General features: G+C 66.3%; 12 protein-coding genes and 1 tRNA gene. 6 read left to right on the forward strand and 7 right to left on the reverse strand.

Going from position 1 to position 13703, the window contains the following annotated elements:
* Positions 1 to 163 precede the first annotated feature (163 nt).
* Positions 164 to 1153: an aliphatic sulfonate ABC transporter substrate-binding protein gene (locus AC3WLY_RS32350; protein ID WP_175961526.1), complete on the reverse strand. Its 990-nt coding sequence runs from the start codon at positions 1151 to 1153 to the stop codon at positions 164 to 166.
* A 469-nt stretch (positions 1154 to 1622) separates the two neighbouring features.
* A tRNA-Leu gene (locus AC3WLY_RS32355) sits at positions 1623 to 1709 on the reverse strand.
* 249 nt (positions 1710 to 1958) lie between these two features.
* Here AC3WLY_RS32355 and rnr point away from each other — a divergent pair.
* The 6 genes from rnr to AC3WLY_RS32385 all read left to right on the forward strand — a co-directional run bounded on the left by rnr (position 1959) and on the right by AC3WLY_RS32385 (position 9169).
* Positions 1959 to 4436 carry a ribonuclease R gene (gene rnr / locus AC3WLY_RS32360; RefSeq protein WP_175961525.1) on the forward strand — a complete coding sequence of 826 codons (2478 nt, stop codon included), beginning with the start codon at positions 1959 to 1961 and terminating at the stop codon, positions 4434 to 4436.
* 148 nt (positions 4437 to 4584) lie between these two features.
* Entirely contained in the window at positions 4585 to 5328 is a 744-nt protein-coding gene (rlmB, locus tag AC3WLY_RS32365; RefSeq protein ID WP_034184068.1) for a 23S rRNA (guanosine(2251)-2'-O)-methyltransferase RlmB, read from the forward strand.
* Positions 5329 to 5425: 97 nt separating this feature from the next.
* Positions 5426 to 6298, forward strand: a complete 873-nt coding sequence (locus AC3WLY_RS32370) for an N-acetylmuramoyl-L-alanine amidase (protein ID WP_425130576.1) — start codon at positions 5426 to 5428, stop codon at positions 6296 to 6298.
* Between the two features lie 91 nt (positions 6299 to 6389).
* The gene (rpiA, locus tag AC3WLY_RS32375) at positions 6390 to 7091 is read left to right on the forward strand and encodes a ribose-5-phosphate isomerase RpiA (protein WP_492309092.1); all 702 of its coding nucleotides are present in this window, start codon (positions 6390 to 6392) and stop codon (positions 7089 to 7091) included.
* Positions 7092 to 7364: 273 nt separating this feature from the next.
* Positions 7365 to 8081 carry a FadR/GntR family transcriptional regulator gene (locus AC3WLY_RS32380; RefSeq protein WP_175961523.1) on the forward strand — a complete coding sequence of 239 codons (717 nt, stop codon included), beginning with the start codon at positions 7365 to 7367 and terminating at the stop codon, positions 8079 to 8081.
* A gap of 101 nt (positions 8082 to 8182) precedes the next feature.
* Positions 8183 to 9169 (forward strand): Gfo/Idh/MocA family protein, encoded by a 987-nt coding sequence (locus tag AC3WLY_RS32385; RefSeq protein WP_492309091.1) that lies wholly within the window; start codon positions 8183 to 8185, stop codon positions 9167 to 9169.
* Positions 9170 to 9221: 52 nt separating this feature from the next.
* Here the strand turns inward: AC3WLY_RS32385 and AC3WLY_RS32390 are convergent, their stop codons facing one another.
* The 5 genes from AC3WLY_RS32390 to aat all read right to left on the reverse strand — a co-directional run bounded on the left by AC3WLY_RS32390 (position 9222) and on the right by aat (position 13698).
* On the reverse strand, positions 9222 to 9914 hold the full coding sequence (locus AC3WLY_RS32390) for an amino acid ABC transporter permease (RefSeq protein ID WP_034184073.1): 693 nt from the start codon (positions 9912 to 9914) through the stop codon (positions 9222 to 9224).
* A 122-nt stretch (positions 9915 to 10036) separates the two neighbouring features.
* Positions 10037 to 10831, reverse strand: coding sequence for a cystine ABC transporter substrate-binding protein (locus tag AC3WLY_RS32395; RefSeq protein WP_204426282.1), 795 nt, complete (start codon positions 10829 to 10831; stop codon positions 10037 to 10039).
* Positions 10832 to 10931: 100 nt separating this feature from the next.
* The gene (locus AC3WLY_RS32400) at positions 10932 to 11972 is read right to left on the reverse strand and encodes a quinone-dependent dihydroorotate dehydrogenase (protein ID WP_310134295.1); all 1041 of its coding nucleotides are present in this window, start codon (positions 11970 to 11972) and stop codon (positions 10932 to 10934) included.
* 97 nt (positions 11973 to 12069) lie between these two features.
* Entirely contained in the window at positions 12070 to 12900 is an 831-nt protein-coding gene (locus tag AC3WLY_RS32405) for an arginyltransferase (protein WP_072441596.1), read from the reverse strand.
* Positions 12901 to 12933: 33 nt separating this feature from the next.
* A complete protein-coding gene (gene aat / locus AC3WLY_RS32410) occupies positions 12934 to 13698 on the reverse strand; it encodes a leucyl/phenylalanyl-tRNA--protein transferase (RefSeq protein WP_492309090.1) in 765 nt (254 codons plus the stop codon).
* Between the last annotated feature and the right edge of the window lie 5 nt (positions 13699 to 13703).

Here is a 13703-nt window from a genome sequence, read left to right on the forward strand (position 1 = left end):
TTGCCACCGCTAGGACCTGAACCTAGTGCGTCTACCAATTCCGCCACCTGGGCACGTTTCGCTTGCTGCGATGCGAAGACCGCTATTCTAGCGTGTCTTCGAAGTCTGTCAACACAATTTCATCCGAAGCGATAAAAATATTGCATCCTTGTGCGACGGAGTCTCACGCGCCGACCGGATCCGCGCGTTTTGCCGCGAAATTCCAGCGCTGCGCCTGGCCTGTATCGACGCGTGCCGGCAGCAGTCCGGCCGCGAGGAACGTGTCGGCGATCTTCTGCTGTTCGCCGAAGTTTTGCGCGACCACTGCTCGGACGAGGTAACTGCGTCGCGCGTTCGCGCGTGCGATAGCCGCCGCGTCGAGCCCCCAGATCGGCGCAAGCGTATTCGCGGCCTCCTGCGGATGGTCGCGCAACCACGCGCCGGCTTGCGACAACTGGTCGAACAGGATCTGGACAACGTCGGGCCGCGCGGCGGCGAAACTGCTCGATGCGAGGTAGTAGCGCTGGTACGACGCGAGTCCGTTGCCGTCGGCCAGAATCCGCACGTCGGGATTCCGGTCGACCGACGCGACATACGGATCCCACGTGATCCATGCGTCCACGCTGCCGCGCTCGAACGCTGCGCGGCCATCTGCGGGCGTCAGGTAGTGGATCGCCGCGTCGGCGGGCGTGAGCTTTGCGCGTGCGAGTGCGGCGAGCAGCAGGTAGTGGCTGCCGGCCGCCTTCGTGACCGCGATGCGCTTGCCCTTGAGATCGGCGAGCGTTCGAAGTGTGCTGTCCTGCTTGACGACGATCGCCTGTGCCTTCGGCGACGGCGCTTCCTGCGCGACGTACACGAAACGCGCATGCGCGGCCTGCGCGAAGACCGGGACCGTGTCGGCGACGTCGGCGCTGAAATCGACGGCGCCGACGTTGAGCGCTTCGGTCAGCGGCAGCCCGCTCGCGAATTCATGCCACGACACGCGCAGGCCGAGCGGCGCAAGCGCCTGCTCGAGTGTGCCGCGCGTCTTGAGCAGTGTGATGAGCGTCGACGACTTCTGGTAGCCGATGCGCAATGCGGCAGGCGTGGTCTCGGCGTGCGTTCGGACGCCCGCCGCAGTGAGGCCTGCGGCCAGCATCGCGCGCGCGAACGCGCGGCGGTTCATCGACGTCATGAATCGTGCTCCTCGTTGGGTTCGTTGCAATGAAGCGGGCCGGCTAACGTACCAACGGGGAGGGCGGGCGATAACCGATAAATTCTGCTATCGATCCGACTGGCGGGCATAAGGGTGGGCGGGGAGGCGGTCGCCGCGCAGAGTCCGGAGATCGCACCGCAGGCGCTCAATCCGCGCGCCTGCGGAAATTCATGAAGGCCGGGTTCGACGAGCCGTGCCGGTTGCTGCGCAGGTTCATCGGCGAGTAAGTCGCTCTTTTTCCCGAGTCGGAAATGAAAAAAGGCCGGCTAGAAGCCGACCTTTTTAGAAAACAAGTGGTGCCCAGGAGAGGACTCGGTCACACGAGCGCGACCCCGGCTGCGCTTGCAAGCGCAGCCTTTCGAGTCCTCCCGCAAAGCGCGCAGGCGCTTTGCTTCCTGGGCCTGAAAAAGAAAAAGGCCGGCTAGAAGCCGACCTTTTTAAATATAAGTGGTGCCCAGGAGAGGACTCGAACCTCCACGGTGTTGCCACCGCTAGGACCTGAACCTAGTGCGTCTACCAATTCCGCCACCTGGGCACGTTTTGCAGTAGCTGCTTGCTGCAAAGAAGCGAAATTATAGCGCCCCAATTATTCGTGTCAACACTTTTTTGCGATGCATCGCAAACCGGCCGCCGTCGCGCCCGCCCGCGGCATTCCGGTCATTTGGCGACACAGGCGGGTGATAGAATGACCCGCCGCCGTCAATATAGAACTGTCTGACGGACACCTCTATGTTGATGCCGTGCACCATCAGTCAACGCAACGAGAACAATCATCGACAAACCCTTGAGCAAATATCCGTACCCCATTCCGAGCCGTGAAGAAATTCTCGGCGTGCTGCGTACGAGCGATGCGCCACTGGCTGCCAACGACATCGCCGAAGCACTGTCGATCAAGCGTCAGGAGCGCGAAGGGTTCTTCCGGCGTGTCGCCGCGATGGAGCGCGACGGCCAGATCCGCCTCGACAAGCGCGGCCACTACCAGTTGACTCATCCGTCGAATTTCGTCGCAGGGCGCGTGCAAGGGCATCGCGACGGCTACGGGTTCGTGATCCGCGACGACGGCCAGGACGACCTGTTTTTGCCGAACGGCGAAATGCAGAAGGTGATGCACAACGACCGCGTGCTCGCGCGGATCGTCGGCTACGATCGCCGCGGCCGGCCGGAAGGGCATGTCGTCGAAGTCACCGAGCGCGCGAACAAGCGCGTGATCGGCCGCCTGCTCAACGAGAACGGCGCGCTGATCGTCGCGCCGGAAGACAAGCGCATCGGCCACGACATCCTGATCACGCAGAACGTGAAGAAGGCGAAGGTCGGGCAGGTCGTCGTCGTCGAGCTGACCGATTTCCCGAGCCGTCATTCACAGCCGCTCGGCCGCGTCGTCGAAGTGCTCGGCGACATCGACGATCCGGGCATGGAAATCGAAATCGCGGTGCGCAAGTACGGCGTGCCGCATGAATTCAGCCAGCCGGCGCTCGACGAAGCCGCCGCGCTGCCCGACAAGGTGCGGCCGGCCGACCTGCGTTTCCGCGTCGACCTGCGCGACGTGCCGCTCGTGACGATCGACGGCGAGGACGCACGCGACTTCGACGACGCCGTTTACTGCGAGCCGGTCAAGGTCGGTCGCGGCGACGGCTTCCGGCTGATCGTCGCGATCGCCGACGTGTCGTACTACGTACAGCCGGGCAACGGGCTCGATGCCGACGCGCTCGAGCGCAGCACGTCGGTCTATTTCCCGCGCCGCGTGATCCCGATGCTGCCGGAGAAACTGTCGAACGGCCTGTGCTCGCTGAACCCGCAAGTTGACCGCTGCGTGCTCGCGTGCGACATGGTGATCACCGCGCGCGGCGAGATCAAGGCGTACCAGTTCTATCCGGCCGTGATCCATTCGGCTGCGCGCCTTACGTACACCGAAGTGGCGGCCGTGCTGTCGAACACGAAGGGGCCGGAGGCCGCGCGCCGCGCGGACCTGCTGCCGCACCTGCAGAACCTGTACGGCGTCTACAAGTCGCTGTTCGCCGCACGGCAGAAGCGCGGCGCGATCGATTTCGACACGACCGAGACCTACATCGTCTGCAACTCGCAGGGCAAGATCGAGCAGATCGTGCCGCGGCAGCGCAACGATGCGCACAAGCTGATCGAGGAATGCATGCTGGCCGCGAACGTCTGCGCGGCCGACTTCCTGAAGCGCAACAAGCATGCGGGCCTGTACCGCGTGCACGCGGGGCCGACGCCGGAGAAGCTCGAGAACCTGCGTGCGTTCCTGCGCGGCATGGGCCTGTCGCTCGGCGGCGGCGACAAGCCGCATGCGAGCGACTACGCGGCGCTGATGGCGCAGATCCGCGACCGGCCCGACGCGCAGATGCTGCAGCCGATGCTGCTGCGTTCGATGCAGCAGGCCGTCTACAGCCCGGACAACATCGGCCACTTCGGTCTCGCTTACGAGGCGTATGCGCACTTCACGAGCCCGATCCGTCGTTATCCCGACCTGCTCACGCACCGCGCGATCTATTCGATCCTGTCCGGCAAGAAGTACGTGCCGAAGGCGCCGGAGGGCTTCGAGCTGAACACCGCGCTGTCGCCGCGCGCCCGCGCGATGCAGCAGGCCGACGACGAAGCGCGCAACCGCTCGCGCTCGAACACGGCGATCTGGGAAGAGCTCGGCCTGCATTGCTCGGCGAACGAGCGGCGTGCGGACGAAGCGTCGCGCGACGTCGAGGCATGGCTCAAGTGCTACTTCATGCGCGACAAGCTCGGCGAGGAATACGGCGGGATGGTGAACGGCGTCACGTCGTTCGGCATCTTCGTGCAGCTCGACACGCTGTTCATCGAAGGGCTCGTGCACGTCACGGAACTCGGCTCGGACTACTTCCAGTACGACGAGATCAAGAATGAGCTGCGCGGCGAACGGACGGGCATCCGCTATCGCCTGTCGGACCGCGTGCGCGTGCAGGTGAGCCGCGTCGATCTCGACGCGCGCAAGATCGATTTCCGCCTCGTGCGCGATACGCCGGTGAAGGCGCCGCGCCCGTCGCCCGCGCCGGCTGCTGCAGGCGCAGGTGCCGGCGCCGATCGCAACGGCCCGCGCGTGCGTGCGCTGCCGCAGGCGGAAGAGCTCGCGCCGCGCCGCAAGAAGGCCGCAAGCGCACCGAGCGTCGCGGTGAAGGAAGCGCGTGCCGCACGCAAGAAGGGCGGCAGCGGCGGCAGCGGCGGTGCGACGGCGAAGCCGACCGCGAAGAAGGCACGCGCCCGCAAGAAGTATTGAGCGTTCGGGGCGGCGCAAGCGCACGCCCTGCAGTATCGAGAGACGCCGCGTCACCGGTCATCGGCCGGCAACGCGGCGCTTTCCTTTTCCATGGATCGCGGCTGCGCGCGTCGCACGGCCGCACGTTTGATCGAAGGTTGTTCCAGTCATGTCACGTCTGAAGGTTCTTTACGGTTTTCATGCGGTGACCGCACGTTTGCGGCACGATGCATCGACGGTTGCGGAGGTGCTGTACGACCAGACGCGCCGCGACCGCCGCATGCAGGACTTCCTGCACACCGCGAAGGAAGCGGGCGTGCGGCTGATCGCGGCCGACGAAACGCGCCTGTGGGGCCTCGCCCATACCGAGCGCCACCAGGGCGTCGTCGCGCGTGTCGAGGACGTGCCGCTCGCGCAGAACCTGTCCGAGCTGCTCGACGGCATCCAGGGCCCCGCGCTGCTGCTCGTGCTCGACGGCGTCACCGATCCGCACAACCTCGGCGCGTGCCTGCGCGTTGCCGATTCCGCCGGCGCGCACGCGGTGATCGCGCCGCGCGACCGTGCGGTCGGCCTGAACGCGACCGCGGCCAAGGTGGCGAGCGGCGCGGCCGATACGGTGCCGTACATCACGGTGACGAACCTCGCGCGTGCGCTGCGCGAGCTGAAGGAAGCCGGCGTGTGGATCATCGGCACGTCGGACGAGGCGTCGGCGACGCTCTACGATACGAAGCTCGACGGCCCCGTCGCGCTCGTGATGGGCGCGGAAGGCGAAGGCATGCGCCGGCTCACGCGCGACACCTGCGACGAGGTGATGAGCATCCCGATGGCCGGCAGCGTGGAAAGCCTGAACGTGTCGGTCGCAAGCGGCGTGTGCCTGTACGAAGCCGTGCGCCAGCGGCGCGTGAAGGGCTGACGCATCCTGTCTCGCGCGATGTGCGCGTGCCTGGCATGACCCGAACGACGCGTGCCGCGATGCGATGCGGCACGCGGCTCTCCGGAACTTGCGACCGATGACCCTGTTTCGCCTCGGCGCATCATGCGCCGTGCTATGCCTGCTGGCTGCCTGCACGTCGCCGTCGCTCGTCGAACGCGGCACCTACTACGCCGACACGAGCCTGTACGCGCGCGGTGCCGATTCGCGGATCCGCTTTCTCGTGATGCATTACACCGAAAGCGACGAAGCGAAGTCGCTGCGCACGCTGACGGGCGATTCGGTCAGCGTGCATTACGTCGTGCCGCCGCAGCCGCGCATCGAACACGGGATGCCCGTCGTCTACCAGCTCGTTCCGGAATCGATGCGCGCATGGCACGCGGGCGTCAGCGAGTGGCAGGGCGCGACCGAACTGAACGCGGCGTCGATCGGCATCGAAAACGTGAACCGCGGGCCGCTCGATCCGCAGAATCGCACCTGGCAGCCGTATTCGCCCGAACAGATCGATGCGCTGACCCGCCTGTCGAAGGACATCGTCGTACGCTACGCGATCCCGCCGACGCGCGTGGTCGGGCACAGCGACATCGCGCCGCAACGCAAGATCGATCCGGGTCCGCTGTTCCCGTGGCATGCGCTCGCGTTGGCCGGCGTCGGCGCGTGGCCGGACGATGCAACCGTGGCCGCCCGGCTCGGCGGCCGCGATCCGCACGCGTTGGTCGATGTGCGCGAACTGCAGCTCAAGCTCGCGCGCTACGGCTACGACGTGCCGACCGACGGCGTGCTCGACGCGCGCACGCGGCGCGTATTCGCGGCGTTCCAGATGCATTTCCGTCCGTCCGACTATGCGGGCAATCCGGACGCCGAAAGCGACGCGATCGCCCAGGCGCTGCTCGACAAATACTTCCCCGGCACGCAGCCGATGGACAACGCGCCAGCGGCGGTCGCACCCTGAACGCACGGCGCACCGCGCGCCGAAAAACGCGGGCCGTCATCCGAGTCCGGTAAACTGGCGGTTTTCCGCAATCCCACAGCATTTCCACGCCATGACTCAAGACGAACTCAAACGCCTCGTCGGCCAGGCCGCCGCCGATTACGTGATCCAGAACGTGCCGGAAGGCGCCGTGATCGGCGTCGGCACCGGCTCGACCGCCAACTGCTTCATCGACGCATTCGCCGTCGTCAAGTCGCGCTATCGCGGCGCCGTGTCGAGTTCCGTCGCCACGACCGAACGCCTGAAATCGCACGGCATCAAGGTGTTCGACCTGAACGAGGTCGACTCGCTGCAGGTGTACGTCGACGGCGCCGACGAGATCGACGCGAGCGGCGCGATGATCAAGGGCGGCGGCGGCGCGCTCACGCGCGAGAAGATCGTCGCGTCGGTGGCCGACACGTTCGTCTGCATCGCCGACGCCAGCAAGCGCGTGCCGGTGCTCGGCGCGTTCCCGCTGCCGATCGAGGTCGTGCCGATGGCGCGCACGGCGATCGGCCGGCGCGTGACCGCGCTCGGCGGCGTGCCCGTGCTGCGCGTGACGAAGGACGGCGCACCGTACATCACCGACAACGGCAACGAGATCATCGACGTGAAGGGGCTGCAGATCGCCGATCCGCGCGGCTTCGAAGCGCAGGTGAACGGATGGCCGGGCGTCGTGACCGTCGGGTTGTTTGCCGAGCGCGGCGCGAATCTGTGCTTGCTCGGCACGGAAAACGGCGTTGAAACGATCGTTTATTCGGCCGAATCGAGCTGAATGAGAAGCAGTCCGTAACGGTATCAGGAACCCGTAATGGACTGCATGTTTAAATCTTGTGGAAATCACGGCCCGGCAGGCGCAGCGCGCTTCCCGGGCCTTTTTTGTAGCCTTATAAATCACCCCGTCAAAAAGAGGGATAACCCTGTCAGGTGTTTACCAGATAGCGAAATATCCTCGAACTCATCAACTTATAGATCATAAGAACAGTAGTAACCAGGGCCGGCGGAACTGCGGAGCAGATGTTCGCAAATCGACGCACGGGGAGGTGTCATGGAGCAGGGCAAAGACCGGTCACTGGTCGCCAAAGTGATGGATGGGCTTGTCTCGGGTATCGTCGAAGACAAGTACGGCGGCATCTTGCCGCCACAGGACGTGCTGTCGAAAGAGTTCGACGTGAGTCGCACGGTGATGCGGGAAGCGTTGTCGATGTTGCTTGCGCGCGACATGCTGGACGTGCGGCCGAAAGTCGGCACGCGCGTGCGGCCGATGCGCGACTGGCGAATGATCGACGAAGACGTCGTGAGCTGGCGATTTCGGGCAAAACCCGATCCGCAGTTCATGCGCGACGTCATCGAATTTCGAATGCTGATCGAACCGCGCGCGACCGCGCAGGCGGCGGTGCGTGCGACCGCGGCCGACATCGCCGGGATCCGCGAAGCGTTCGATGCGTTCAAGGTGCTGCAGCCCGGCGATCCCGGCTACGACACGGCGGACGAGTTGCTGCACACGCGGATCGTGCAGGCGAGCGGCAACCAGTTCTTCCAGCAGATGGCGGCGATCGTGCGCGGTGCGGTGCGTCTCGTGAATCCGCGCGTCGTGCAGAAGGAAGGCGCGCACGAGATCGCGGTGAAGGCGCATGCGCGTGTCGTCGATGCGATCGAACGGCGCGATCCGCGCGAAGCCGAAGCGGCTTCGCTCGCGCTGATCGATTTCAGCGCCGACGAGATCTCGCGCGATTTCTCCGTCGACGTGCCCGTGCGTGCCTGACGCTGCTCGCGTCGCTCATCCGTGTGCCGGTGAGCCGTTTATCATGACGGCCGGCCGGCAGCGTGCCGGCTACCGTCATACGACCGACACGGAAGATCAGGATGAACGACAACGACCACCGCCCGGTGCGCTTCGGCATCGTCGGCGCAGGCAGCATCGCGCGCCGCTTCGCGCAAAGCCTCGCGCACGTGCCGGGCGCCACGCTCGACGGTGCCTGGGCCCGCCGCGCCGACGCAGCGGCAGCCTTTTGCGAGACATGCGGCGGCACGCCTGCCGCGAGCCTCGAAGCACTCCTCGCGAGCGACATCGACGCGGTCTACATCGCGACGCTCCATGACAGTCACGCGCAGTACACGCTGGCCGCACTTGTCGCCGGCAAGGCCGTGCTGTGCGAAAAGCCCGCGACGCTGAACGCGGCGCAACTCGATACCGTGCTGCGTGCGGCACGCGACGCCGGACGGCTTTTCATGGAAGCGATGAAGCCGCCGTTCTTTCCGCTGTACCGCCAGCTGCGTGCGCACCTGCATGACGATCCGATCGGCGAGATCCGGCTCGTGCGCGCGGGGTGCGCATCGTCGTCGGTACCCGGCGACCATTCCGTCTATCGCCTCGATCGCGCGGGCGGCGCGCTGCTCGATATCGGGATCTACGAGGCGTTTCTCGCGGTCGACTGGCTCGGCGCGGCGCTCGACGTGCAGACGCTCGGCCGCGTCGGCGCGACGGGCGTCGACATGTTCGCGAGCCTGAACAGCCTGCATGCGAACGGCGGGATCGCGCAGCTCTTTTGCGGGCTCGACGTGATGGGGCGCGGCGATGCGCTGATCGCCGCGGCCGGCGGGCACGTGACGATTCACGAGAAATGGTGGAACCCCGCGCGCGCGACGATCCGTTATGCGGACGGGCGCACCGTCGAACTCGACGCGCCGGCCGAAGGCGGCGGGCTGAACTACGAGACCGCGCATTTCTGCGACCTGCTGCGCGCAGGCGAAACCGAAAGCCCGATCATGACGCACGACCATTCGCGGCAGATGATCGCGATGACCGATGCCGCGCGTGCCGCGCTCGGCGTGCGCTATTCGGGCGAGTAGGCGGGAACGAAGGTGCCGGGCCCGCGTGCGCGGCCCGGCGGATGGCGTGCGCTCAGTGCCGCGACGGCAGCGACAGGCGCTTTTCGTACCAGCGCTGCGCCCATTCGAGGATCTGGCACAGGATCCAGTACACGGCCGCGGCGGCGAGATAGAGCGGCAGCGGCTGGTAGGTCGCCGCGATCACTTCCTGCGCGCTACGCAGCAATTCGGTCACGGTGATCACGGACACGAGCGACGTGTCCTTGATCAGGCTGATCAGGCTGTTCGACAGGCTCGGCACCGCGATGCGCAGCGCCTGCGGGCCGATCACGTAGCGCAGCGTTTGCCCCCACGACAGCCCGAGGCTGTACGACGCGAGCCACTGGCCGCGGTGGATGCCGTTGATTGCGCCGCGCATGCTTTCGGACATGTAAGCCGCGACGTTCGCGGACAGCGCGATGACGCCGGCCGGCGTCGGTTCGAGCGAGATGCCGAGGCTCGGCAGCCCGTAGTAGATGACGAAGATCTGCACGAGCAGCGGCGTGCCGCGCATCAGGCTCACGTACGCGCGCGCGAGCCACGCGAGCGCATTGACCCAGATGCGTTCGAAGCCGTCGAGCGGCTCACTCTGCCGGATGCCCATCATCGCGAGCACGACAGCGCCGAGCAGGCCGAACACCATCGACAGCACGGCGAACTTGACGGTCAGTACGGCGCCCTGGGCGAGCACCGGCAGCGATTGGACGAGCAGGGACGTTGTCGACATGGAATACGAATCGGATGCGTGCGCGAAAGCGCAATCATAAACCGGACGAATAAAGCAAAGGGCGGCATCGTTGCGGATGCCGCCCTGTCCGGCCCGCCGTCAGGCGGGAAATGCAGGCGTGCTTACTTGATCGGCTTCGTCACGTCGATGCCGAACCACTTGTCCGAGATCTTCGTGAACGTGCCGTCGGCCGCGAGCTGGGCCATCGCGTCGTCGATTGCCTTCTGGAACTTCGGGTTGCCCTTCTTGAACGGGATGCCCGACGGGTTCGCCGAGCCGACGTTCGCGCCCGGGCGCAGCGGCAGCTGCGAATTCTTCGTCAGGTACGCGAGCATCAGGCGGTCGTTGAGCGCTGCGTCGAGGCGGCCGGCCGCGAGATCGCGCAGGTACTCGGGCGCGCCCGGGTACGTCTTCACGTCGATGCCGGGCACCGACTTCGCCATGTCCATGTAGTTCGTGCCGAGCGCGACGCCGAGCTTCTTGCCCTTCAGGTCTTCCAGCGACTTGAAGTCACGCGAGTCGTCCTTGCGCTGGATCAGTTGCGCGGACGAATACGTGTACGCCGGCGAGAAGTCGAGCGTCTCCTTGCGCTTGTCGGTGATGCCGACCTGGTTGGCGATCACGTCGAACTTGCCGGCCTGCAGGCCCGCGATGATGCCGCTCCATTCGGTCGTCACGAACTCGGCCTTCACGCCGAGCTTCGCGGCGACGGCCTTCGCGACGTCGACGTCGAAGCCGACGAGCTCGCCTTGCGGGTTCTTCGAGTTGAACGGCGGGAACGTGCCCTCGAGGCCGATCCGCAGCGTGCCGCGTTGTTTCACCTGGTCGAGGAGATCGGCCGCATGCGCGGTGGCGGCGGCGAACGACGAGCCGATCAGGCCCGCAACCAGCAGCTTCTTCAGCAGCGAAAATTTCATCGTGTGAGCTTCCTTGCCCCAGCGGGGCTCTGTTCCGATAGTGCGACCGATGATAGCAAAAATGCAATCGGTCGATAAATATCGTTTGTTTATGCCTATATTACTTACGCGGTGCGCTGCGGGCGATCGCCTTCACGCATTCCGAGACGAGCGCGGGGCCGCGGTAGATGAAGCCCGTATAAAGCTGGACCAGCGACGCGCCGGCCGCGAGCTTCGCTCGGGCGTCCTCGCCCGAGAAAATGCCGCCGACGCCGATGATCGGCACTTCGCTGCCGACTTCGGCATGCAGCTTGCGGATCACTTCGTTCGACGCGTCGAACACCGGGCGGCCCGACAGGCCGCCGGCTTCGTCCGCGTGCGGCAGGCCCTGGACGGCCGCGCGTGACAGCGTCGTGTTGGTGGCGATCACCGCTTCGATCTTGTGGCGCAGCAGCGTGTCGGCGATTTCCTTGACCTGTTCGTCGTCGAGATCGGGTGCGATTTTCAGCGCGAGCGGCACGAGCTTGCCGTGCAGGTCGGCGAGGCGCTGCTGCTTGTCCTTGAGCGCCGCGAGCAGCGCGTCGAGCTCGCCCGCGCCCTGCAGCTGGCGCAGGTTTTTCGTGTTCGGCGACGAGATGTTGATCGTCACGTAGCTCGCGAACGGGTATACGCGTTCGAGGCAGTACAGGTAGTCCTCGGCCGCGCGTTCGATCGGCGTATCGGCGTTCTTGCCGATGTTCAGGCCGAGGATGCCGCGATAGCGGGCGGCCTGGACGTTCTTCACGAACTGGTCGACGCCGTGGTTGTTGAAGCCCATCCGGTTGATCAGCGCTTCGGCTTGCGGCAGGCGGAACATCCGCGGGCGCGGGTTGCCGGGCTGCGGGCGCGGCGTGACCGTGCCGACCTCGATGAAGCCGAAGCCGAGCGCCGCGAGGCCGTCGATGGCCGCGCCGTCCTTGTCGAGGCCGGCCGCGAGGCCGACCGGGTTGCGGAACGTGAGCCCCATCACGGTGCGCGGCGCGTCGGGCACGCGGGCCGACAGCGCGCAGGCGAGGCCCGTGCGGCCGGCCGCGCCGAGCGCGCGCAGCGTGAGGTGGTGAGCGTCTTCCGCATCCATCTTGAACAGGGATGCGCGGGCCAGCGGATAGAGGGAACTGAACACGGGAATTGGGCGGGCAGCCGGAATGAATGACAACCCGCTATTTTACCGGGAGTTGCGCGGCAGGGGCGTGCTTCGCTTCGCAGCCCCGCGGTGCGCGTCAGCCCGAGCCGGAATGCCCGCCCGGCAACGGCGCGCGGGCCAGTGCCGCATCGACGGGCGGCAGGTCGACCCGTTCCGGATCGAGTATCTTCCAGCGGCCGTCGATCAGCCCTTCGAGCGGGTGGAAGTTCGCCTTGTACGCCATCTTCGGGCTCTCGCGGATCCAGTAGCCGAGGTACACGTACGGCAGGCCCAGGCTCTTCGCCTGCTCGATCTGCCACAGGATGTTGTAGGTGCCGTAGCTCGTGTGCCGGTCGTCGGGCTCGAAGAACGTGTAGACGGAAGACAGTCCGTCGCCGAGGATGTCGATCATGCTGACCATGCGCAGCTTGCCGCGCTCGCCGCCCGGGGCGTCGAGGTCGCGGAATTCGACGAGGCGCGAGTTGATCCGGCTCTGCAGCAGGAACTGCTCGTACTGGTCGCGGCTGTCGCGATCCATTCCGCCGCCCGCGTGACGCGCGGACTGGTAGCGCATGTAGAGCGCGTAGTGTTCTTCGTCGTAGTGCAGCGGCGAGACCGTCGCGACGAGCGCGCGGTGCCGTTTCCACATCCTGCGCTGTGTGCGCGACGGCACGAACGCGTCGATGGGCACGCGCACAGGTACGCAGGCGCGGCAGCCGTCGCAGTACGGGCGATACGTGAAGACGCCCGAGCGCCGGAAGCCGGCCTTCACGAGTTCGGTGTAGATGTCCGAGTTGATCAGGTGGCTCGGCGTCGCGACTTGCGAGCGCGCGATACGGCCGTCCAGATAGCTGCACGGATAGGGCGCCGTTGCATAGAATTGCAGCGCCGAAAGCGGTGAAAGCGGCAGCTCAGTCGGGTGAGTCATGGGCAGCTCTCGATGCAGGGAAGGAGTGCCGCGCTAGCGCTCGATCCCGGAGGGCGCCGCCGTTTCGGCGGGGCCCGTCAGCGCGGCGAGCACGCGCTTGTCGAACTGCCACGGAATCGGCGGTTCGGCTACCGCGCGGCGCACGTGAGCGACAAAGGCCTTGCGTGCGATCTCGCGGCCGCCGAGCGACGCTAGATGCGACGTATTCTGCTGGCAGTCTATCATCTCCAGCCCCTGGTCGCGAAGATGGGCGACGAGCGCGGCCAGCGCGATTTTCGATGCGTCGGTGGCATCCGCATACATCGATTCGCCGAAAAACATCCGCCCGAACGACACGCCGTACAGGCCGCCGACGCGGCGCCCGTCGTGCCATGTCTCGATGCTGTGCGCGTTGCCGGAGCGGTAGAGCGACGTATAGGCGTCGATGATCTCCGCCGTGATCCACGTGCCGCGCTGCCCGCGGCGCGGCGCCTGCGCGCAGGCGCGCATCACGCCCGGAAAGTCGTGATCGACGCGCACTTCCCATGCGGGCTCGCGCAGCACGCGCTTCAGCGTCTTGCGCAGCGACGGCGACACCTTGAATTCGGCCGGCAGGAGGATCATGCGCGGGTCGGGGCTCCACCACAGCACCGGCTGGCCGTCCGAGTACCACGGGAAGATGCCGCGCAGGTACGCATCGATGAGGCGCGACGGCAGCAGGTCGGCGCTCGCGGCGAGCAGCCCGGGCGCGCCGGTCGCGGGACCGAGCGCGCGTTCGATGGGCGGAAACGGATCGTCCGGGCCGAGCCAGGGGACCATGGGGG

This window comes from Burkholderia sp. FW306-1C-G01B (assembly GCF_058781685.1).

Excerpts from the sequence above, each read along its gene's own strand:
- aat (WP_492309090.1), bottom strand. The coding sequence starts at position 13,698 with ATGGTCCCCTGGCTCGGCCCGGACGATCCGTTTCCGCCCATCGAACGC.
- AC3WLY_RS32395 (WP_204426282.1), bottom strand. The coding sequence starts at position 10,831 with ATGAAATTTTCGCTGCTGAAGAAGCTGCTGGTTGCGGGCCTGATCGGC.
- rpiA (WP_492309092.1), top strand. The coding sequence starts at position 6,390 with ATGACTCAAGACGAACTCAAACGCCTCGTCGGCCAGGCCGCCGCCGAT.
- AC3WLY_RS32350 (WP_175961526.1), bottom strand. The coding sequence starts at position 1,153 with ATGACGTCGATGAACCGCCGCGCGTTCGCGCGCGCGATGCTGGCCGCA.
- AC3WLY_RS32385 (WP_492309091.1), top strand. The coding sequence starts at position 8,183 with ATGAACGACAACGACCACCGCCCGGTGCGCTTCGGCATCGTCGGCGCA.
- AC3WLY_RS32370 (WP_425130576.1), top strand. The coding sequence starts at position 5,426 with ATGACCCTGTTTCGCCTCGGCGCATCATGCGCCGTGCTATGCCTGCTG.
- AC3WLY_RS32390 (WP_034184073.1), bottom strand. The coding sequence starts at position 9,914 with ATGTCGACAACGTCCCTGCTCGTCCAATCGCTGCCGGTGCTCGCCCAG.
- AC3WLY_RS32380 (WP_175961523.1), top strand. The coding sequence starts at position 7,365 with ATGGAGCAGGGCAAAGACCGGTCACTGGTCGCCAAAGTGATGGATGGG.
- rlmB (WP_034184068.1), top strand. The coding sequence starts at position 4,585 with ATGTCACGTCTGAAGGTTCTTTACGGTTTTCATGCGGTGACCGCACGT.
- AC3WLY_RS32405 (WP_072441596.1), bottom strand. The coding sequence starts at position 12,900 with ATGACTCACCCGACTGAGCTGCCGCTTTCACCGCTTTCGGCGCTGCAA.